19 protein-coding genes are annotated in these 19,958 nt (G+C 68.6%); 6 read left to right on the top strand and 13 right to left on the bottom strand.

Translation table 11 applies throughout. The features are described from left to right. The first annotated feature begins 14 nt into the window (after positions 1-14). The gene (locus AC1DXX_RS17275; protein ID WP_478135431.1) at positions 15-1,352 is read left to right on the top strand and encodes an AsmA family protein; all 1,338 of its coding nucleotides are present in this window, start codon (positions 15-17) and stop codon (positions 1,350-1,352) included. An 8-nt stretch (positions 1,353-1,360) separates the two neighbouring features. Here the strand turns inward: AC1DXX_RS17275 and AC1DXX_RS17270 are convergent, their stop codons facing one another. From AC1DXX_RS17270 to AC1DXX_RS17260, 3 genes are all read right to left on the bottom strand, one after another. After that, the gene (locus AC1DXX_RS17270; RefSeq protein WP_478135430.1) at positions 1,361-2,749 is read right to left on the bottom strand and encodes a tripartite tricarboxylate transporter permease; all 1,389 of its coding nucleotides are present in this window, start codon (positions 2,747-2,749) and stop codon (positions 1,361-1,363) included. Beyond that, positions 2,746-3,198 (bottom strand): hypothetical protein, encoded by a 453-nt coding sequence (locus AC1DXX_RS17265; protein ID WP_478135429.1) that lies wholly within the window; start codon positions 3,196-3,198, stop codon positions 2,746-2,748. The genes AC1DXX_RS17270 and AC1DXX_RS17265 overlap by 4 nt, the downstream gene beginning before the upstream one ends. A 99-nt stretch (positions 3,199-3,297) precedes the next feature. Beyond that, positions 3,298-4,584, bottom strand: a complete 1,287-nt coding sequence (locus AC1DXX_RS17260; protein WP_478135428.1) for a hydroxymethylglutaryl-CoA reductase, degradative — start codon at positions 4,582-4,584, stop codon at positions 3,298-3,300. Between the two features lie 137 nt (positions 4,585-4,721). Here AC1DXX_RS17260 and AC1DXX_RS17255 point away from each other — a divergent pair, with 137 nt between their 5' ends. Then, positions 4,722-6,104 carry an aminotransferase-like domain-containing protein gene (locus AC1DXX_RS17255; RefSeq protein WP_478135427.1) on the top strand — a complete coding sequence of 461 codons (1,383 nt, stop codon included), beginning with the start codon at positions 4,722-4,724 and terminating at the stop codon, positions 6,102-6,104. A 1-nt stretch (position 6,105) separates the two neighbouring features. Here AC1DXX_RS17255 and AC1DXX_RS17250 read toward each other — a convergent pair whose 3' ends face one another. Continuing rightward, positions 6,106-6,888: a crotonase/enoyl-CoA hydratase family protein gene (locus AC1DXX_RS17250; RefSeq protein WP_478135426.1), complete on the bottom strand. Its 783-nt coding sequence runs from the start codon at positions 6,886-6,888 to the stop codon at positions 6,106-6,108. A gap of 79 nt (positions 6,889-6,967) precedes the next feature. On the opposite strand from AC1DXX_RS17250, the gene AC1DXX_RS17245 reads away from it, so the two are divergent. Then, positions 6,968-7,783 carry a PaaX family transcriptional regulator gene (locus tag AC1DXX_RS17245; protein ID WP_478135425.1) on the top strand — a complete coding sequence of 272 codons (816 nt, stop codon included), beginning with the start codon at positions 6,968-6,970 and terminating at the stop codon, positions 7,781-7,783. Between the two features lie 6 nt (positions 7,784-7,789). On the opposite strand, the gene AC1DXX_RS17240 is transcribed toward AC1DXX_RS17245, so the two are convergent. Genes AC1DXX_RS17240 through AC1DXX_RS17230 form a run of 3 tightly spaced genes read right to left on the bottom strand, consistent with a single transcriptional unit; the run spans position 7,790 to position 10,939 of the window. Then, positions 7,790-9,037, bottom strand: a complete 1,248-nt coding sequence (locus tag AC1DXX_RS17240) for a metal-dependent hydrolase family protein (RefSeq protein WP_478135424.1) — start codon at positions 9,035-9,037, stop codon at positions 7,790-7,792. Next, positions 9,034-9,552, bottom strand: coding sequence for a GAF domain-containing protein (locus AC1DXX_RS17235; protein ID WP_478135423.1), 519 nt, complete (start codon positions 9,550-9,552; stop codon positions 9,034-9,036). The genes AC1DXX_RS17240 and AC1DXX_RS17235 overlap by 4 nt, the downstream gene beginning before the upstream one ends. 19 nt (positions 9,553-9,571) lie before the next feature. Then, the gene (locus AC1DXX_RS17230) at positions 9,572-10,939 is read right to left on the bottom strand and encodes an MFS transporter (RefSeq protein WP_478135422.1); all 1,368 of its coding nucleotides are present in this window, start codon (positions 10,937-10,939) and stop codon (positions 9,572-9,574) included. Between the two features lie 113 nt (positions 10,940-11,052). On the opposite strand from AC1DXX_RS17230, the gene AC1DXX_RS17225 reads away from it, so the two are divergent. Next, on the top strand, positions 11,053-11,970 hold the full coding sequence (locus tag AC1DXX_RS17225; protein ID WP_478135421.1) for a LysR family transcriptional regulator: 918 nt from the start codon (positions 11,053-11,055) through the stop codon (positions 11,968-11,970). Here the strand turns inward: AC1DXX_RS17225 and AC1DXX_RS17220 are convergent, their stop codons facing one another. From AC1DXX_RS17220 to AC1DXX_RS17205, 4 genes are all read right to left on the bottom strand, one after another. Beyond that, entirely contained in the window at positions 11,971-13,782 is a 1,812-nt protein-coding gene (locus AC1DXX_RS17220) for a feruloyl-CoA synthase (RefSeq protein WP_478135420.1), read from the bottom strand. Positions 13,783-14,144: 362 nt separating this feature from the next. Continuing rightward, positions 14,145-15,086 carry a 3-hydroxyacyl-CoA dehydrogenase NAD-binding domain-containing protein gene (locus AC1DXX_RS17215; protein WP_478135419.1) on the bottom strand — a complete coding sequence of 314 codons (942 nt, stop codon included), beginning with the start codon at positions 15,084-15,086 and terminating at the stop codon, positions 14,145-14,147. A gap of 10 nt (positions 15,087-15,096) precedes the next feature. Next, positions 15,097-16,089, bottom strand: a complete 993-nt coding sequence (locus AC1DXX_RS17210) for a Bug family tripartite tricarboxylate transporter substrate binding protein (RefSeq protein ID WP_478135418.1) — start codon at positions 16,087-16,089, stop codon at positions 15,097-15,099. A gap of 46 nt (positions 16,090-16,135) precedes the next feature. After that, positions 16,136-17,059 carry a beta-keto acid cleavage family enzyme gene (locus AC1DXX_RS17205; protein WP_478135417.1) on the bottom strand — a complete coding sequence of 308 codons (924 nt, stop codon included), beginning with the start codon at positions 17,057-17,059 and terminating at the stop codon, positions 16,136-16,138. Positions 17,060-17,202: 143 nt separating this feature from the next. On the opposite strand from AC1DXX_RS17205, the gene AC1DXX_RS17200 reads away from it, so the two are divergent. Next, positions 17,203-17,910, top strand: a complete 708-nt coding sequence (locus AC1DXX_RS17200) for a Crp/Fnr family transcriptional regulator (RefSeq protein ID WP_478135416.1) — start codon at positions 17,203-17,205, stop codon at positions 17,908-17,910. Between the two features lie 15 nt (positions 17,911-17,925). Here AC1DXX_RS17200 and AC1DXX_RS17195 read toward each other — a convergent pair whose 3' ends face one another. Further along, positions 17,926-18,150: a tautomerase family protein gene (locus AC1DXX_RS17195; protein ID WP_478135415.1), complete on the bottom strand. Its 225-nt coding sequence runs from the start codon at positions 18,148-18,150 to the stop codon at positions 17,926-17,928. A gap of 31 nt (positions 18,151-18,181) precedes the next feature. Next, positions 18,182-18,925, bottom strand: coding sequence for an SDR family NAD(P)-dependent oxidoreductase (locus tag AC1DXX_RS17190; protein WP_478135414.1), 744 nt, complete (start codon positions 18,923-18,925; stop codon positions 18,182-18,184). Positions 18,926-19,031: 106 nt separating this feature from the next. Here AC1DXX_RS17190 and AC1DXX_RS17185 point away from each other — a divergent pair, with 106 nt between their 5' ends. Then, positions 19,032-19,943: a LysR family transcriptional regulator gene (locus AC1DXX_RS17185; protein ID WP_478135413.1), complete on the top strand. Its 912-nt coding sequence runs from the start codon at positions 19,032-19,034 to the stop codon at positions 19,941-19,943. Positions 19,944-19,958: the final 15 nt, after the last annotated feature.

The following is a 19,958-nucleotide window of genomic DNA, read 5'->3' as shown; positions in this document are numbered from 1 at the left end:
CTAAGTTGGTCCGGATGAAGCACCCGATCCGACGTTGGCTCATCGGCATTGCCGCGGCCTTGCTGCTCGGCACCGGCGCGCTGGTGCTGCTGGTGAATTCGCGCCTGCCCAGCGACGACGAGGTGGCCGCCCGGATCTCCGAAGGTTTCGAGAAGCGTTTCGGCGTCGGCCTCAGGATCGGCGGCACCCATTGGGCGCTGCTGCCGACGCCGGTGCTCGTGCTTTCCGACATCGCCACCGACCAGCCGCGCCCCATCACCCTGCGCCGCATCACGCTCCAGCTCAAGCTCTCGGCGCTGCTGCATCGCGTCATCGCCGTCGACGAGGTCGAGATCGAAAGCCTGGTGCTGCCGCGCGCCTCGGTGCGGGCCTTCCGGGGCAAGGGGCCCAAGCCGCAGGAGGGCGGCAACATCGTGGCATTGCCTGCACCCTGGACGCTGGCGCCTGTTCCCGTGGAACGGGTGCGCTGGCGCGACCTGGTCTGGATCGACCGGCGCGACATTGCGCTGGCCTATGACGGCGAGCTCGGCTTCGATGCCCACTGGCGCCCGCGGCAGGCGCGCATGGAACGCGCCGGCGTCACGCCGCCCGCCCGCCTGCGCCTCGACCGCGAGGCCGGGCAGGACCGCTGGCGCACCCGCATCGACGTGGGCGGCGGCACGTGGAACGGTGTCGCGCTCTTCGAGACGCTGGCCGACGGCAAGCTGCGCGTGTCGGCCGAGCTCGATCCGCGCCAGATCGACATCGAGCAGCTGGTGCAGGCCTTCGGCCGCCGCACGTCGGTGGCCGGCAAGGTCTCGGGTCATTCCACGCTGGTGGCCGAGGCCGACGAGGTCGGCGCGCTGATGCGCCACCTGCACACCCGCACYGTGTTCTCGGTCCGACCCGCCACGCTCACCCGGCTCGACCTGGCCAAGGCCGTGAGCACCGCCGGCATCAGCCGCGAAGGCACCACGCCGCTCGACGAACTCACCGGCACCCTCGACACCCAGGGCACCGACGACGGCGTCGTGATGCGCTTCACCGATCTCACGGCCCGCTCGGGCATGCTGACCGCCAGCGGCAGCCTGCGGCTCTTCAACCGTAAGATGGACGGCGAGGTGGCGGTCGACCTCGTGGACGGCGTGATCGGCGTGCCGCTCAAGATCGGCGGCACCATGAGCGATCCCGAGGTGTCGCTGACCGGCGGCGCGCTGGCCGGTGCGGCGGTCGGCAGCGCGGTGCTGCCGGGCGTGGGCACGGCCATCGGTGCGCGCGTGGGGCAGCAGGTGGAAAAGTTCTTCGGCGGCGAGCCCGGGAAGGCGCAGAAGCCGCCAGAGAAGCCCCGGAAACCACCCGCGCCCTCCCGCTGAAGCGCTGCCTAGCCGAATGCCTTGATCGCCGCCGGCACCGTCAGCACCGCCGTGTAGTAGCCCATGAACTGCACGCCGGTGTTGAAGCCGATGGCGCGCGACAGCAGGCCGCCGAGCAGGCCCATCGTGAGGATCACCAGCAGGCCGAGCAGCTGGCCTTCCCACACGCTGATCACCACGATCAGCCCGACGAAGGTCGCGATGATCGCCTCGTGGCTCACCTTGCGCGAGACGAACAGCGCGGCGCGGCGCGCGAAGTTCATCGTGAACGGATAGGCCACCAGCGCCGCGAGCACCACCGCCAGCATGCCGTAGCCCAGGAACTCCCAGTGGTTCAGCAGGTTGTGCAGGTTGTGCGTCTGGCCGGTGGCCGAATCGATGGTGAACACCGGTGGCGCATTGAAGAGCGGCGCGGCCGGGCCGGCTGCCACGGGGCTCAGCGGCAGGCCGATGGCGATCAGCGGAATCAGCGCCTCGGCGATGTAGGTCGCCTCGGTCACACCGTTGCGCGCGGCCAGCGTGGTGGTGAGCCGGTGGTAGGCATGCTTGATGCGCGAGCCCACCAGTTCGCCCAGCACCACGGTCATCGCGACCGGGCTGAACACGAAGGTGGCGCTGGAGATCGCGGCCGTCGCAAAGGTCCACTTCACCTGCGTGCGGTCCAGCACCTTGAACGGATTCGGGAAGTAGCCCGACCAGCCCTTCACGTCCGGGGCGAGCGAGAAGGTGCGGACCTTGTCGCGCTTCATGCGGGCGCGCGCCGCCGGCGAGATCACCGAGAACAAATCGGCCACCAGCGGCCCGATCGCGATGCCGAGGAAGTAGCTGATGCTGAGCTTCACGCCGTACTTGCCGGTGAGCGCCTGCAGCGCCACGATCACCATCACGAACGGCACCAGCGTGGCCACCGAGGCCCACCGCCCGCTCGAGAAGTAGGCAATGGCCACGGCCGCCACCACGAAGATCCACGGCGCCGCCTTCGTGATGGCCGCGCCATAGGGCGCCAGCAGTACAGCGAAAAGCACGGCCAGCGGCACCGCGAGGAAGGCCGCGATGATCGCGCCCGACACCATCTTGCGCAGTGCGATATGCGGCACGCCGAGGTTGCGCAGCACGTTCGCGTCCTGCAGCAGCGGCGTGGCCATCGTGTCGCCCGGAATGCCCAGCAGCGCGGTGGGCACCGCATGCGTCATGTGCTTGGCCACGGCCGCCGCCAGGAAGAATGTGAACACGCCTTCGGGCGGCACGCCGAGCAGCACCACCAGCAGGGTGAGCGGTGCGAGCGTGGTGGTTTCGTCGGTGCCCGAGACGAGGCCGATGGCCGCGAACACGATGGCGCCCACGAGGCCCATGCCGGTGGCGACGAGGATCTGGTTGAGGAGTGCGGCATCGATCACGGTGCCGCTCCTTCGGCACTGCGTGCGCGGGGCTTGTACGACGCGAACAGGTCGTAGATTTCCAGCTCCTTCATCTCGCGCACCACCGACGGCGGCAGGTCGTCCACCGAGCCCAGGTCGCCATGCTCGCCGGCCAGTTCGGCCAGCACTTCTTCGCGCCAACGCGGATCGGCTTCGGCGCCTTCGACCACCTCGCGCTTCGGCGTGAAGAGCTTCGCGCAGATCAGGCCCGAGACGACGCAGCCACCGAGCCCGGCGAGCATGGCGTAGGCGCGTGCCAGCTCGGGCGCGCTCACGGCGCTTGCGAGCACGCGGCTCGCCACGAGGTAGCCTGTGAGGCTCACCGCGACGCCGATGACGATGGCCCACGCGAGATGGCCCAGATCGGCCGTGTCGCCCCATATCTCCACCAGCCGCCAACGGGCGGGCGTTGCACTGTCTGCGTTCATTTGTCGATGTCTCCGTCTGTGGTTATGTGACGGCCGCCTGCGCGGCCGCCGCGGTTTCGGCCGCGGTCCGTTGTGCGGGGTGCTCCCGCCTTTGCCTGCTTACTTCTTGCGCAGTGCTTCGAGCAGTGCCACGGCGCGGTCGGTGCGCACGTCGTGTTCTGCGGCCATCTGCTTCGCGATGCTGTCGATCTCGTCGCCGGTGGCGCCCRCGACGAGCGCGATGTTGCGGGCGTGCAGCGCCATGTGGCCGCGCTGGATGCCTTCGGTGGCCAGCGCGCGCAAGGCACCGAGGTTCTGCGCGAGGCCCACGGCCACCGCGACTTCGCCGAGCTCCTGCGCGGACTTCACGTCGAGGATCTTCAAGGCGAGCCTTGCGAGCGGGTGCGTCTTGGTGGCGCCGCCGACCAGGCCCACCGGCATCGGCATCTCGATGGTGCCGACCAGCGCGCCCGACGTGTCTTTCTCCCACGTGGTCAGCGAGCTGTAGCGCCCGCTGCGGCAGGCGTACGCATGCGCGCCGGCTTCCACAGCGCGCCAGTCGTTGCCGGTCGCGACGATCACCGGATCGACACCGTTCATGATGCCCTTGTTGTGCGTCGCCGCGCGATAGGGATCGATGGCCGCGAAGGTGTACGCGTCGATCACGCCCTCGACCACTTCTGCGCCGCTGCGCTCGCGCGTGGCCAGCACCGCGGGCGCGAGGCGCACGCGCGCACGCGCCAGCCGCAGGTCCGCCAGGTTCGACAGGATGCGCAGGCGCACCGTGCCGCCCGTGAGCTTCTCGACCAGCGGCGACACCGCCTCGGCCATGGTGTTGACGGTGTTCGCACCCATCGCGTCGCGCACGTCGACGATCAGGTGCATCACCACCATCGCGCCGCGCGGCGTATCGCCGAACACATGCACCTCGATGTCGCGGCAGCCGCCGCCCAGCCCGATCAGCACCTTGTCGCGGCTGTTCGCCACGGCGAGGATCTCGTCGCGCGCGCGCAGCAGCGCGAGCCGCGCGCCGTAGGGGTCGGTGATGTTGATCACCTGCACCTGCGCACGCATCAGCGGCCCGGTGCTCGAGGCCTCGAAGCCGCCGCCTTCGCGCGCCAGCTTGGCCATGAAGGAGGCTGCGGCCACCACCGAGGGTTCTTCCACCGCCATCGGCACGAGGTAGTCGCGCCCGTTCACCGTGAAATTGCCGGCCACGCCCAGCGGCAGCTCGAAGGTGCCGATCACGTTCTCGACCATGCCGTTGGCGCGGTCCACGCCCAGCGCGCCGGGTTGGGCGAGCAGCGCCACCTCGTCGTCGGTGAGCGATGCGGCCTGCGCGATGTGGGCGAAGCGCTGCGCGGGCGTGAGGGCACGGAAGTTGGGAATGCGGGAATCGGCGACCATCGTTGCTTGTCTCTTCGGAGGATGAATTCGGGAGCAGGCAATTTAGGTCGGCTGTACCTACAGCGGAAGGCACAGTTTGGCGGGACAGTGCGGACAGTGCTCCGGTAGAGCGGGCCGCTGTGTCACAGTCTCGGCCCATGACCACGATCGCCGATTCGCTCGCCGACACCCTCGCGCGCCAGATCGCGAGCGGCGCCTACAAGGCCGGCGACAAGCTGCCCTCGCTGCGCGAACTGGCGCAACTGCATGGCTACGCCAAGAACACCGTGGTGGCCGCGTTCGAGCTGCTGGTGTCGCGCGGCCTGGTCGAGCCTCGGCGCGGCTCGGGCTACTTCGTGCTCGCGCAGTCTGGCCCCAAGCCACCCGAGGAAGACGCGGGCAGCCTCGGCCGCGCGATGGACATCGTGTGGCTCATGCGCGAGCAGCTCAAGACGCAGCCCGACGCGGTGGCCGTGGGCGACGGTTTTCCGCCGGTCGAATGGCTGGCCGACGTGCGGCTCGACAAGTACCACCCCAAGGTCGTCCGAACGGGGCTCGGCGCGCTGTTCCGCTACGGCAGCCGCTTCGGCTATGCGCCGCTGCGCGATCACCTGGTGCGCAAGCTGGCCGACTTCGGCATCGGTGCCGAGCCGCGGCAGATCGTGCTCACGCACGGCGCCAACGAGGCGATGGACATCGTCATCCGCTACTTCGTGCCGCCCGGCGGCAAGGTGCTGGTGGACGATCCGGGCTACTACCCGCTGTTCGGCAAGCTCAAGCTCGCGGGCGCGCAGATGCTGGCCGTGCCGCGCCTGGCCGACGGGCCCGACCTCGACATGCTGGAGCAGTTGCTCATCGCCGAGCGGCCGCGCCTCTTCTTCACGCAATCGCTCGCGCACAACCCCACGGGCTCCGACATCTCGCCCGCCAAGGCTTTCCGCGTGCTGCAGCTCGCGCAGAAGTACGACCTGCTGATCGTCGAGAACGACCCGCTGGCCGACTTCAAGCCTACGGCTCTGCCGCGGCTCTCGGCGCTCGACCAGCTGGAGCGCACCATCTACATCGGCAGCTTCTCGAAGTCGTTCTCGGCAGCACTGCGCGTGGGCTTCATCGCCTGCGGGGCCGACCTCGCGAGCGACCTCGCGGACCTGAAGGCGCTGATCCACGTGAGCAGCTCGGAGTACAGCGAGCGCACGGTCGACGTGATCCTGAGCGAGGGGCATTACCAGCGGCACCTGAACCGCCTGCAGAACCGGCTCGGCGAGGCCACGCGCAGCGCGCTGCAGCTGTTCGATTCGGTGGACGCGGAGGTCTTCGCGCGGACCCCGCAGTCGCTCTATGTCTGGGCCGCGCTGCCCGGCGTGGCCGACTCGCTGGCCTTCGCCAAGGAGCTGCTGCCGCGCAAGATCGTCATGGCGCCGGGCCGCATCTTCAGTGTCGATTCGACGCAGGTGTCGCGCTGGTCGCGCTTCAATGTCGGCGCCATGGCCGACCCGCGCTTTGCGAAGGCGCTGCGCACCGCGCTGCGGCGGCGCTCCTGAATCAGCTCTTGAAGGTGCCGTGCCGTCCCGCGCCACCGGCAAAGCGCGCCGCGCCGGCTTCGCCTTCGGCAAAGACGATCGGCACGCCCTGTGCGCCCTCGCGGCGCAGTGCCTCGGCCAGCGGCAGGTCCCACTGCGCGTAGGCAGAACGGCGGTCGGCCAGCATGCATTGCTGCGGGAACGCGGCGATCTGCAGTGCCAGCTCCTGCGCCGCGGCCAGCGCGCCGCCCGGCGGCGTGGTGCGGTTGACCAGGCCCATCGCCAGCGCCTCGGGGGCACCGACCGGTCGGCCCGTGAGGATCATGTCGAGCGCGCGCCCCATGCCCACGATGCGCGGCAGCCGCACCGTGCCGCCGTCGATCAGCGGCACGCCCCAGCGGCGGCAGAACACGCCGAACACCGCATCGTCGTCGGCCACGCGCAGGTCGGCGAGCAGTGCCAGTTCGAGACCGCCCGCCACCGCATAGCCGCTCACCGCCGCGATCAGCGGTTTGGACAGTGCCATGCGCGTCGGCCCCATCGGCCCGCTGCCACCGCCTTCGGGGTCCAGCTCGTTGCGGCTGTCCGGGTCGCCCACCGCACCCAGGTCGGCGCCGGCGCAGAAATGGCCGCCCGCGCCGGTCAGCACCGCCACGCGCAGCGCGTCGTCGGCCTCGAAGCGCTCGAACGCCTCGCGCAACTCGGCGGCCACGACGCCGTTGACGGCGTTGCGCTTGTCGGTGCGGTTCAGCGTGATGGTGCAGACCGCCCGATCCGTCTCGCAGATCACGTATTGCATGGTCATGTGCGCGTTCCCTTCGAGGCAAAATTACATGCTTGATCGCTCCCGGTCATCCTAGGAAATATTTCTTCATTGCGCAAACATGAAAAAAATAAGCAATGTGCCGGTCGCCATCCCCAGCGCGCCCGACCTGATCCTCGACCTGCTCGTGGCCGATCGCGGCATGCTGACCGCACAGGCGCTGTGCCGTGCGGGCGAGTTGATGGGCATCGGCGAATCGACCATCCGCGTGGGCCTCACGCGGCTTGCGAGCGAGGGCAAGATCAGCCGCAGCGAGCGCGGCAGCTACGTGCTCGACCGCGCGGGCGCGCCGCTGTCGTGCGCGGTGGACGGCTGGCGGCAGCGCGCCGCGCAGACCGTCGCATGGCGGCAGGACTGGCTCGCCGTGCACGACGCGGGCGTGCCGCGCGCCGACAAGACGGCCTGGCGCCGCCATGGCCTTGCGCTGTCGCTGCGCGGCTTTGCGCCGCTGCAGCCCGGCCTGCACATCCGGCCCGACAACCTGAAGGGCGGACTGGCGGCCGAGCGGGACCGGCTGCACGGCCTGGGGTTGTCGCCGAAGGCGCTGGTGTTCCGCCTGGCCGATCTGGACGAAGCGGCGCAGGCCGCCGCGCGCAAGCTGTGGGACGTGCGGGCCCTCGGCGCCGGCTACCAGCGCCTGCAGGCCGGCCTCGAGCGCAGCGAGAAGCGGCTGCGCACCGCGCCGCTCGAGGTGGCCGTGCGCGAGTCGCTGCTGCTGGGGCGCGCGGTCATCGCGCATCTCATCCGCGATCCGCTGCTGCCGGCCGAGCTCATGTCGCCGGCGCCGCGCGCAGCGCTGCTGGCCGTCACGCGCCGCTACCAGGACAGGGCGCGGCAGCTGTGGCACGAGTGGCTCGCGCTGCCCCGGCCGCGCTGACGGGCCTCATTCCAGTTCATCGAACTGGATCGCCCCTTCCTTCATGACCAGCGGGATGCGCTCGCCCTGTCCCAGCAGGCAGGACACATCGCGCAGCGGATTGCCGTCGACGACCAGGATGTCGGCGAGCGCGCCGGGCACCAGGCGGCCGAGGCGGTCGGGCATGCCCAGCACTTCGGCGCCGATCGCGGTGGCGCTGGCAATGGCCTCGGCGGGCGACAGCACCTCGGCGCGCAGGCGGAACTCGTCGCTCTGCAGCCGCTGCGATTCGCCCAGCAGGTCGGAGCCGAAGCCCATCTTCACGCCGGCCGCCTTGTAGATTTCCAGCGAGCGCAGGCCCGCCTCGCGCACATCGGCCACCTTGGCCACGCTTTCCTTCGGCAGGCCGAAGCTCTCGCCCTCGTTGGCCAGCGCGTCGTAGGTGACCAGCGTCGGCACCGCGTAGGCGCCCAGCTGCGCCATCAGCGCGGCCGTGGGGGCGTCCACGATGTTGCCGTGCTCGATGGTGCGCACGCCGCAGCGCACGGCGCGCGCGATGGCCTCGGCGGTGTAGGCGTGCGCCATCACGTAGGTGCCGCGCGCCCGGGCTTCTTCCACGATGGCGCGGATCTCGTCTTCGCTGTAGCCGAAGGCGCCCACCGGGTCGGTCGGCGACGCCACGCCGCCGGAGGCCATGATCTTGATCTGGTCCGCGCCCATCTGCAGCTCTTCGCGCACGGCACGGCGCACCGCGTCCACACCATCGACCACGCGCGCCAGCGCACCCGCGCGCACGCAGGTGGGGCAGGGCGCGTTCGGGTCGAGGAAGTCGGTGCGCGCACGCATGTCGCCGTGCCCGCCGGTCTGGCTCAGCGCACGCCCGGAAACGAACAGGCGCGGCCCTTGCGCCAGGCCGGACTCGACGGCCTGCTTGAACGCGAACCCCGCACCGCCCGCATCGCGCACCGTGGTGAACCCGCGGCGCAGCATGCCGCGCAGCATGGGCACGCTGCGCAGCGTGATGAGCACGTTCGGCATGTGCACCTGCCGTGCGAGGTTGAGCTCCACCGCGATCACATGCACGTGCAGGTCGATCAGGCCGGGCATCACCGTCTTGCCCTTCACGTCGATGACCCGTGCCGCCTGGCTGTGCAGCGGCTTGTCGGAGACTTCGCGGACCACGCCCTGCTCGACCAGGATGTCGTGGCCTTCCAGCAGTTCGTTGCGCAGCGGGTCGAGCAGGTTGGCGTTCCTGAAAAGTACCGTGTTCGTCATGCCATGGACTCCTTGGGCTCCTGCGGGTTGGGGGCCATCACGGCCGGCACCGCGAGCTGCGCGAACACGCGCGCCAGCGCGATGTGCTCGGTGCCGTACCAGTTCTCCTCGTGCAGCATGTTGAGCGTGCCCAGCGTCTCGCCCTGCCAGCGCAGCGGAATGTTCAGCACGCTGCGGCAGCCCAGCGACACGATGAGTTCGTGGTCGTAGAACACGTCGCGCAGGTCGTCGGCGTTGCGGCCGATATAGGGCTGGCCGCGCTTCATCACCTGCTGCATCCACGGCGAATCGGTAATGGGCTTGCGGCCGCCCACCGGGTAGGCCTCGCGCATGTTGGTGTAGACGCGTTCGGACTCGCGCTCCGCACGGTGATGGACCAGGATGGTGAAGAGCCGGTGCCCGATCGTCGCGGCCACCGCCGCATTGATCGCGTCGAAGGTGGCTTGCGGTTGCTGGGTGTCGGCATGGGCCTGCGCCACGGCCGAGAGCGATTCGTCGATGGAGGTTTGCAGCATGAATGGCAGGTTGGTTTCTTCAGGAAAGTTCGGTGGCGGCGATGTCTTCGAGCGAACGTCCCCGCGTCTGGATGCCCATGAACGTGACGGCCGCCGCGCCCAGCAGCAGCACCGCCGTCGTCATGCCGAACACGCCCGCGAAGCCCAGCGAGGGGTAGACGAAGCCGACCAGGATCGGCGCGGTGATCCCGCCGATGCGCCCGATGGCCGACGCGAGGCCGGAGCCCGTCGCCCGCACCTGGGTGGGGAACACCTCGGGGGTGTAGGCGTAGACGCCTGCGTACGTGCCGTTCATGAAGAACGACAGCAGCACGCCGGCCAGCATGATCTGGTTGTCGCTGTGGGTGAAGGCCAGCCCCAGCGCCGAGAGGCCGCCCAGCAGCATGTAGCTCACGATGGTGGCCTGGCGGCCGATGCGTTCGTTGAGCCATGCGGCCGAGAAATAGCCCGGGATCTGCGCGATGTAGATCACCAGCGAATAGCCGAAGCTCTTGGTGATCGTCATACCGTTCTGGATCAGCAGGCTCGGAATCCACGTGAAGAACGAGTAGTAGCTGAAGGTGATCGACAGCCACATCAGCCAGGTCATGGTGCTGATGCGGATGAGCTTGCTGGAGACCAGCGTGGCGTAGTTCTTCAGCAGGCCGCCCCGGCTGTTGCTGGGCGGGGGCGCGGCCATGTCCTCGGCGTTGAGCACGGGCAGGGCGTGGCCCTGGCGCATGTGCTCGGACTCCATCGCGTCCATGATCTTTTCCGCCTCGCCCAGCCGCCCCTGGCTTTCGAGCCAGCGCGGCGACTCGGGCAGTGCCCGCCGCCACCACAGCAGCAGCACCACGGGCATCGCGGTGATGAAGATGACGATGCGCCAGCCTTCGGCGTGCGCCGGCACGATGAAGTAGCCCAGCAAGGCTGCGGCGACGAAGCCGAAGGAGAAGAAGCCGGCCAGCGCCCCCGTGAAGGTGCCCCGGTAGCGCCGCGCCACGAACTCCGACAGGTAAGGCGCGATGATCGCGCTCTCGGCGCCGGCGCCGAAGCCGGCCACGATGCGCAGCGCGAGGAAGAGGGTCCAGTCGTTGACCATGCCGCTGAACAGCGACGCCACGCAGTAGATCGCCAGCGCCGACATCATCACCTTGCGCCGCCCGATCAGGTCGCCGCAAGCGCCGGCCGCCAGCGCGCCGAAGAAGAAGCCGATGAAGTTCGCGCTGGCCAGCACGCCGATCTGCACGCTGCTCAGGCCCCAGGCCGTGCGCAGCACCGGCAGCACGAAGGCGATCACGGCCGCATCCATCGCATCGAAGGTGTAGCCAAGTCCTCCCATCAGCAGCAGCCGGCGATGAAAGCCGGAGAAGGGCAGGCGCTCGATGCGGGCCGACAGCATGGTCATGGGAATCCCTCAACTCCGGTTGTAAGACGAAACGGTGAAGACGCGCCAAATCGTAGGGTCGATGGGATATAGCGACAAATTTATACTGGTGATTGTGTTTATAGAGGCCGTGAATGACCTATCGCACCGCTGACCTCAATCTGCTGAAGGTGTTCGAAGCCCTCATGACCGAAGGCAACGTCACGCGGGCGGCCCGGAAGCTCTCGCTGACCCAGCCGACGGTCAGCAACGCGCTGCGCCGCCTGCGCGAAACCTTCGACGATCCGCTGTTCGTGCGCAGCGGATCGGGCGTCAACCCGACGCGGCGGGCCATCGACCTGTGGGAGCCGCTGTCGCAATCACTGCAGGCGATCCGCGGCACGCTGGACGTCGAAAGCTTCGACGCCCTGCGCAGCACCGCCAGCCTCAGCATCGCGATGTCCGACTACGTGTCGGGCATCGTGGTGCCCCGGCTGGCCAGCAAGCTGAGCAAGGCGGCGCCGTCGATGCAGATCCACGCCATTCCCAACACGCTGGTCGATTTCGGCAAGGTGCTGGCGGACAACAAGGCCGATTTCGCGATCAGCGTCTACAACGAGGAAGTGCAGCGGCCGGCCTTTCTCAAGTCGCGGGCGCTGTGGTCACCCGACTTCGTGTGCGTGATGCGCACCGGGCATCCGCTGGCACGCGCGGAGAAGATTCCGCTGAAGAAATTCCTGGCCGCGCGCCATGTGGACGTGAGCCTGGTCGGCAAGACCACGCCGACCTACGACCTCTTCCTGCGCAGCCGCGGCCTGCAGCGCAACGTGGTCGCGACCGTGAACCACTACGGCGCGGCGTATGAAGTGGTGCGCCGCTCCGACCTGATCGCGGTGCTGCCGTGGTCCGAGAAGTTCGAGCCCTCGCGCCTGGCCGGCCTGCGCCGGATGCCCGTGCCGCTCGAGGCGCCGGCGCGCATCATCGAGCTGTTCTGGCACCAGCGGCACGAGACCTCTGCGCTGCACCTGTGGCTCAAGAACACGCTGCTGGCCCTGTTCGAGCAGCCTTCCTGATCAGCCGCGCAGGCGCACCACCTGCGGATCGTCATCCGTGCCGGCGTGCAGGCGGGCCACGTCGGCCGCACGACGGGTCAGCACCGCGCGCTGGTTGATGTAGCCCTTGTCGGTGATCTCGCCCGCGTCGAGGCTCGGCGGCTCGGCCAGCACCAGTGCGCAGGCGGGGCATTGCGACGAGCCCGCGCCTTCGTCGCGCAACGAACGCAGCACGCCGGCGATCCGCTCGCGCATCGCTTCCGGTGCGAGGGCGGCGGCCTGCGGGCCGGCAAACACCAGCATGCCGATCTCGTCGCGGTCATGACCCGTGAGCACCACGTCCTGCACATGCGGTGCCAGCAGCGACACCAGCTTGACGCGCAGCGTGCCCACCGACACCCAGGTGCCGGTCGAGAGCTTGAAATCCTCGGCCACGCGGCCGTCGAAGATCACGCCGCGCGCGGGCTGCGCCGCGTCGGCGAGAAAGCCGGCGTCGCCGATGCGGTAGTAGCCCTCTTCGTCGAAGGCCTGTGCCGTTTCGCGTGGCGCGTCGCGGTAGCCCGGGAACACCGAGACGCCCTTGACCCGCATCTCCAGCTTCTGGCCGTTGGGAACGAACTTGAGTTCGAGCCCCGGCAGCGGCGCGCCGATGCAGCCGGCGCCGTCGAGCTTCCAGTGCGCGGAGGTGATGGCCGGCGAGGTCTCCGTGGCGCCCCATGAGGTGGTGAGCCACAGCGGCCGCGTGGGCCGCACGCGCTTCGCCACCGCTTCGAGCCGCTGCCAGGTCGAGGGCGYGAGCGCCGCCGCCGCGTAGAAGGCCAGCCGCAGCCGCGAGAACGCCTCGGCGGCGAGCGTCTCGTCGGCTTCGAGAAAAGGCAGCAGCATGTCGAAGCCGCGCGGCACGTTGAACAGCAGCGTGGGCTTCACCTCGCGCAGGTTGCGCACCGTCTTCTCGATCAGGCCCGGCGCGGGCCGGCCCTCGTCGATGTAGAGCGCGCCGCCGTGGCACAGCACCATGTGCAGGTTGTGGTTCGCGCCGAAGGTGTGGCTCCAGGGCAGCCAGTCGACCAGCACCGGCTTCTCGTGTTCGAGGAAACGCCAGGTCTGCGCCATCATCTGCTGGTTGGCGCAGAGCATGCGGTGGGTGTTGATCACCACCTTGGGCTTGCCGGTGGAGCCCGAGGTCAGCAGGTACTTGGCGTGGGTGTCGGGCAGGATGGCTGCGAAGGCCTCCATCACGGCGGGTGTTTCCTTGGCCGCGAGCAATCGGTCGAAGGCCATTGCGCCCGGGTGCGTGTCGGCATTGCGGCTGAACACCGCGACGGCCTCGACGCCGCAGCCCGCGAGCGCGCCGCCGTAGACCTTGGCGTCGGATGCGTAGATCAGTGCCGGCCCGAGCGTCTTCAGCATGCCGTGCAGCCGCGACGGGTCTTTCGCCATGCGCGAATAGGCGCTCGACAGCGAGCAGGCCGTGCGGCCGATGTGCATTGCCGCGAGCATCAGCACCACGTGGTCGATCGCGTTGTCCGAGAGGATCACGACGGGCTGGTCCATCGGCAGGTTCAGGTCGAGCAGGCCCTGGGCCACTGCGCCCACGGCGTGGCGCAGCGCGCGGTAGTCGAGCTTGCGCCAGCCTTCGCCGCTGTCGTCGCGTTCCGCGAAGGCCAGCGCATCGGGCGTTTCACGTGCCCAGCGCTCCAGCCATTCGCCGATGCAACGTGCATACGGCTTGAGCGCCATCGGCGAGCGCAGTGCGAAGGAGCCGTCGTCGAAGTCGATGCGCACCGTGCGGGGTGGGGCGATCAGGCTCTCGTCCAGGAGGAAGTCGGTCATGTCAGTTGCTCCACCATGCTTTGCGGCCATGCGATGCATGGAGCCGTCTTGTTCGGGGCGCGTGCACAGGACACCGGGTACTCCCCTCCGCGAATGTCCCCCGCTTCGCTCCTCCTTTATTTCGCTGCGGGGAGCACCCGGTGCCCTGTGCACGAGGGCACGCTGCTGGTTTGCCGCCGATCAACCAGTGCTCTGAGCGATCACGCTGGCGGTGTGCTCTGCGCAGCGAAATAAAGGAGGAGGCATGCGGCCTTAGGCCGCGCCGGGGGACATTCGCGGAGCAGAGCACACCGTCGGCGTGATCGCGCCCCGAACAACGCACATCAAACACAACGCGACGAACAGAAAAGCAAGGTTTCATTTCAGTCGAGTTTGCCGGTGTCGGCTTTGTCGCGAATCAGGTTCAACAGCAGGGTGTCGCGGGCGGCCTCGAGGTCGGCAGTGCGTCGAGTGCCCAGCTCCTCTGCAACGCCTTCGGTCACCTTCTGCTTGAGTTCGGCCGTCATCGACGGCGCCCCAAGGTCCTTCCACCAGTCCTCGATCGGCCCGCCCAGGTGCGCGAGCACATGCGCGATGCCACCCGCACCGCCCGAGAGATGCAGATTCATGAACGGCCCCATCACCGCCCAGCGCAGGCCGGGGCCGTGCGCAATCGCCGTGTCGATGTCCGCTACGCTCGCCACGCCTTCGTTGACCAGGTGAAAGGCCTCGCGCCACAGCGCGGCCTGGAGGCGGTTCGCGATGTGTCCCTTGACCTCGCGCTTCACATGGATCGGCCGCTTGCCGATGGCGGCATAGAAGGCCATCGTGCGTTCGATGGCTTCGGCCGAGGTGCGCTGGCCGCCGACCACTTCCACCAACGGGATCAGGTGCGGCGGGTTGAAGGGATGGCCCAGCACCACGCGTTCCGGGTGCCGGCATTCGGCCTGCACCGCGCTGATGGCAAGCCCCGAAGAACTCGACGCCAGGATCGCGCGGGCCGGCGCCGCCTCGTCCATGCGCCGGAACAGGTCGATCTTGAAATCCAGCCGCTCGGGGCCGCTCTCCTGGACGAAGTCGGCCTGGGCCACCGCGTCTTCGAGCCGCGCGTGAAAGCGCAGCCGACCGACCGAGGCGCCCTCTGCCAGCCCGAAGCGCTCGAGCGTAGGCCAGTGCGCGGCCACGGCCGCGCGCAGCCGCGCCTCGGCGTCGGGCGAGGGGTCGGTGGCCTCAACGTCGAGGCCGCGCGCCAGGAAGAAGGCGGCCCAGCTGGCGCCGATGACGCCGGTGGCGACCACCGCCACGCGTTTCGGATTCGGTTCCATCCGCATCGCCTCAGGAGTCCGCCGTGAAGCCGATCTTCTTCACGAGCGGCCCCCAGCGTTCGGCCTCGGCCTTCTGCGAGCGTGCCATCTCCTCGGAAGTGGAGCCCTGGGCGATCAGGCCGACCACGGCGAGGCTGTCCGTCACCACCTTTTCCTTGATGGCCGCGTTGATCGCCGCATTGGCCGTTGCCACCACGCTGGCCGGTGTCTTGGCCGGCGCGTAGAAGCCGAACCACTCCTCGGTGGTCAGCTCCGCGAAGCCCTGTTCGGCAAAGGTCGGCACTTCCGGCGAGAACGGCGAGCGTGCCTTGCCCGAGGTGGCGAGCAGCCGCAGCTTGCCGGCCTTGTGGTTGGGAATGAAGTCGCCGCTGGGCGTGACCATGGCGGCGATCTGCCCGCCCACCACGTCGGTCACGCCGGGAATGGAGCCGCGGTAGGGCACGTGCTTCAGGTCGACCCCGTTGTTCAGGCCCAGCAGCGCGCCGATGAAGTGCGGCGTCGAGCCGGCCGCCGGCGAGCCGTAGCTGGCCTGGTTCGGGTTGGCCTTGGCCCAGGCCAGGAAGTCCTTGACCGTGCGGACCTCGGGCGGCACCAGCGGGCCGACCGCCAGGCCGTGGTGCATGACGGCGGCAATCGACACCGGCACGAAATCCTTGCTCGGGTCGTAGCTGAGCTTGCTGTAGATGTGCGGGTAGATCGACGTGCACGAGAAGGGCGACAGCGCCAGCACGCTGCCGTCGGCCGGTGCGTTCTTGAGGGTTTCCAGCGCAATGCGGCCGCCCGCGCCTGGCTTGTTCTCGACCACGGCCACGTTGCGGGAGTAGGCCGAGCCGGCGAGCTTTTCGCCCACGCGGCGCGCCACGCTGTCGCCGGCGCTGCCGGCCGGGAAGCCGTAGTAGATCTTGACCTGTTCGAGCGCCTGGGCCAGCGCGGCCAGCGGCGAGAGGGTACCCAGCGCAGTGGCTGCGCCCAGGGTATGGAGGAAGTGGCGGCGGGTGTTCATGGAATGTCTCCTTTTTCGGCAGTTTCTGGCGGGTCGAACGGCCGCCTCAGCGCGGCGCGAATTCGGGGCGCGGGCCGCCTCTGCGCGGCAGCCCCATCATCTGCCTTGCCTCGGCCGGCGTGGCCACTTCCATGTCGAGCTCATGGATTACGCGCACGATGCGTTCGGTGAGCTGCACGTTGGTGGCCAGCTCGCCCTGGCGGAAGTAGAGGTTGTCTTCCAGCCCCACGCGCGCATGCCCGCCCAGAAGCAGCGCCGCCACGTTGGCCTCGAGCTGCGAGGGGCCGATGCCGCTCACGCAGAAGATGCTGCCCTTGGGCAGGGTGTCGACCATCATTTGCAGGAAGCGCGGCGAATACGGCATCGCGTTCTGGAAGTTGCGGTGCACGTTCATCACGAGGTTGACGAAGTAGGGCTCGTCGTCATGGCCTTCCTCGATCAGCGTGGTCGTGTCCTGCAGGATGTGCGTGGGGCTGAACACCTCCCACTCGGGCTTGATGCCGCGTGCCTTCATGCCGGCGGCCAGCTCGCGGCCTTTGGTGATCGGCGTGTCCATCAGGATCTGCCTGCCCTCGAAACTCAGGTTCAGCGTGGTCGCGTCGAGCGTGCACATCTCGGCGCCGGCATCCATGCCCTTGATGCGCTCTTCCCACGCAATTTCCCAGCGGTCGCCGGCCAGCGGCTTCACCATGTCGCCGTGCACGCCGCCGCCGGTGGAGTTGTTGATCACGATGTCGCTGCCGCCCGCGCGGATGCGGCTGTTGATGTCGCGGTACACGTCGGCGTTGCAGGTGGCGCCGTCGTCGGGCCGGCGCGCATGGATCGCCACCACGCTGGCGCCGGCGTTCCAGCAGCGCAGCACGTCAGCCGCGATCTCGTCCGGCTGGGTGGGAAGGTGGGGGTTCTGCGACTTGTGCGCCATCCCGCCCGTGGGGGCGATGGTCACGATCACTTTGCGCTTCGACGACATGCTCCGGGTCTCCTGGTGTCTTCTTTCATGAGGGGCGCGCTATTATTTTTGGCGGCGCAGTCACACTCAGTCATTGCGACGACATTTGGGCTCAGGGTTTACGCGGCGCGGGCCGCGCCCGTGCCATCAGGAGCTTTCTTTTCATGCCCACGACGAAGCCGGCCATCAAGGCGGCATCGCTGACTGTTCCGCAGCTGCTTCAGCGCTCGGCCTGGTTTCCGCTGCTCGACGAGGCGGCCCGCGAGCGCGTGCTCGACGAAATCCGCGAGGTCGAAGTCGCGGCCGGCGCCGCCCTGTGCCGGCGCGGCGATACGCCACTGCACTGGTACGGCACGCTCGAAGGCCTGCTCAAGTGGTCGATCACTTCGAGTGACGGGCGCTCGGTCACTTTCGGCGGGCTCTCGGTCGGCAGCTGGTTCGGCGAAGGCACGCTGCTGCGCGGCGCTCCGCGCTCGGCCGACGTCATTGCGCTGCGGCCTAGCCGCGTGGCCCAATTGCCGCTGGAGACTTTCGAGTGGCTGCACCGCACGCAGCGCGGCTTCGATCATTTCCTGCTGCAGCAGCTCAACGAGCGGCTGCACTGGTTCATGGGCAACTACGCGGCGCACCGGTTGCTCGACGCCGATAGCCAGGTGGCCCGTGCGCTGGCGGGGCTGTTCCATCCGTGGCTGTATCCGGGCAGCGAGCTGCATCTGCAGACCTCGCAGGAGGAGATCGCGAATCTGTCGGGCGTGTCGCGCCAGCGCTGCAATGCCGCGCTGAACCGGCTGAAGGAAGCGGGGTTCCTGCGGATCGAGTACGGCGGCATCACCGTGATCGATCTGGAAGGCCTGCGGCGCTTCATCGAATAGGCACGCCCCGTCCCCTCACTGCGCCGGTTTTGCGCCGCTTGCCAGCCGCTTGCGGAACTCCGTCGTCGTCACGCCGCCGAACCCCCAGTCGTCCGTATCGATTTCCTCGATCACGATGTGCGTCCACTCCGGCGGCTTCTTCAGCACGCGTTCGAGGACTTCCGTGAACTCGGCGATGACCTGGGTTTTCTGTTCGCGCGTGACGCCGTCGCGGGTGATCTTCAGATTGACGAAAGGCATGGTGTGCTCCTTGGCTATGTAGATGAGGCAATTACCAGGTGCCGGCGCTCGCGCCGCCGTCGACCGGCAGCACCACGCCCGTCGTGAAGCCGGCGTTGGTGAGGTAGAGCACCGCATCGGCGATCTCGCGCACGGTCGCGATGCGGCCGGCGGGTGCCAGGCCGTTGAGAAAGCCATGTGTCTCCGACGGGTGCATCGGCGTGTCGACGATGCCGGGCGCCACCGCATTCACCTGGATGTTGTGCGGCGAGAGCTCGAGCGCCAGTGCGCGCGTCGCGGCGTTGATGCCGCCCTTGACCAGCACCGGCAACAGGGCGGGCACCTGCAGGTTCGGCTGCAGCGCGATGCCCGCGGTGATGTTCACGATGTGGCCCTTGCGGCGCGGGATCATGTGCGCCGCGGCCGCCTGCGAGGCGTAGACGAAGCCCTTGAGGTTGGTGGCGACCAGCTGGTCGAGCTCTTCCTCGGTGTATTCGACAAAAGGCTTGGCGTTGAAGATGCCTGCGTTGTTGATGAGCACGTCGACGTGGCCGAAGCGTTCCACGGCGCGGTCGATGAGTTGCTGCGCGGTCGCGCGCTTGCCGATGTCGCCCGCGACGCCGAGGAAACGCGTCGGGTTGCCGAGCTGCTTGGCGGCGGCCGCGAGCCGCTCGTCGGAGCGGGCATTGGCGACCACGTTGAAGCCGCGCTCGAGGTAGGCCTGCGCGAGGCCCAGGCCGATGCCGCTCGAGGCGCCGGTGATGACGACGGTGGATGGGTTGCTGGTGTCTTGCATGTCGGTTCTCCAGAAAGTTGATGACGTGGGGAGAACTGTATTGATGACACGACCATAGATAAATCACTAGACTCGTACTTCACTTGATACATGAGGTAATCAAAAAGTGCAGCGGCAGTTCGGCGACATCCTCCTCGGCAGCATCGAGCTGTTCTGCCTTGCGGCGGAGACCGGCGGCTTCACCTCGGCCGCGCTGGCCGCGGGCGTCACGCCGGCGGCCGTCAGCCGCTCGATCTCGCGGCTCGAAAAACGCCTGGGGCTGCGCCTGTTCGTGCGCACCACGCGCAGCGTGCGGCTCACCGACGCGGGCCGCGCCTACTTCGCGCAATGCCGCCAGGCGCTGGCGCAACTCGCCGAGGCCGAGCGCGAAGTGATGGGCCAGCAGGCGCAGCCTTCGGGCACGCTGCGCATCAGCGTCCCGACCACCTACGGCCATCACCGCATCCTGCCGATGCTGCCGGCGTTCCGCGAACGCTTTCCCGACATCCGGCTGCATGTGCACCTGAGCAACCGCAACATCGATTTCGTCGAAGAGGGCTACGACATGGCCGTACGCGTGCGGGCCCAGCCCGACTCCACGCTGATCGCGCGGCACCTCGAGGATGCGGCGCTCGTGGTGGTCGCAACCCGCAAGTACCTGAAGAAGGCTGGCACGCCCCGGACGCTGGACGACCTTGCAGTGCACGAGTGCATCCAGTTCGAACTGCCCAGCAGCGGCCGCCGCATCTCGTGGCTTTTCAAGGAGAACGGCAAGGACCGCGAGGTCTTCGCCGACAGCGCCTACAGCTGCTCCGACGACGTGCTCGGCGGCGTCACGCTCGCGAAGAGCGACGCCGGGCTGTTCCAGACCTACCGCTTCGTGGTGGAAAAAGAGCTCGCCGACGGCGCGCTCGTCGAGGTGCTGAAGCCCTTTGCAGGCCGCTCGCGGCCGTACACGCTGCTGTACCCGGACGGGCGGCATGTGCCGCTGCGCATGCGGGTGTTCATCGATTTCCTGATGGCGCAGCGGACCGGATGACGCCCGCCGCGCATG

This window comes from Variovorax sp. P4_B10, assembly GCF_056402375.1.
The sequence above is the reverse complement of the archived record's forward strand: the minus strand, read 5'-3'. Positions and strand labels throughout refer to the sequence as shown.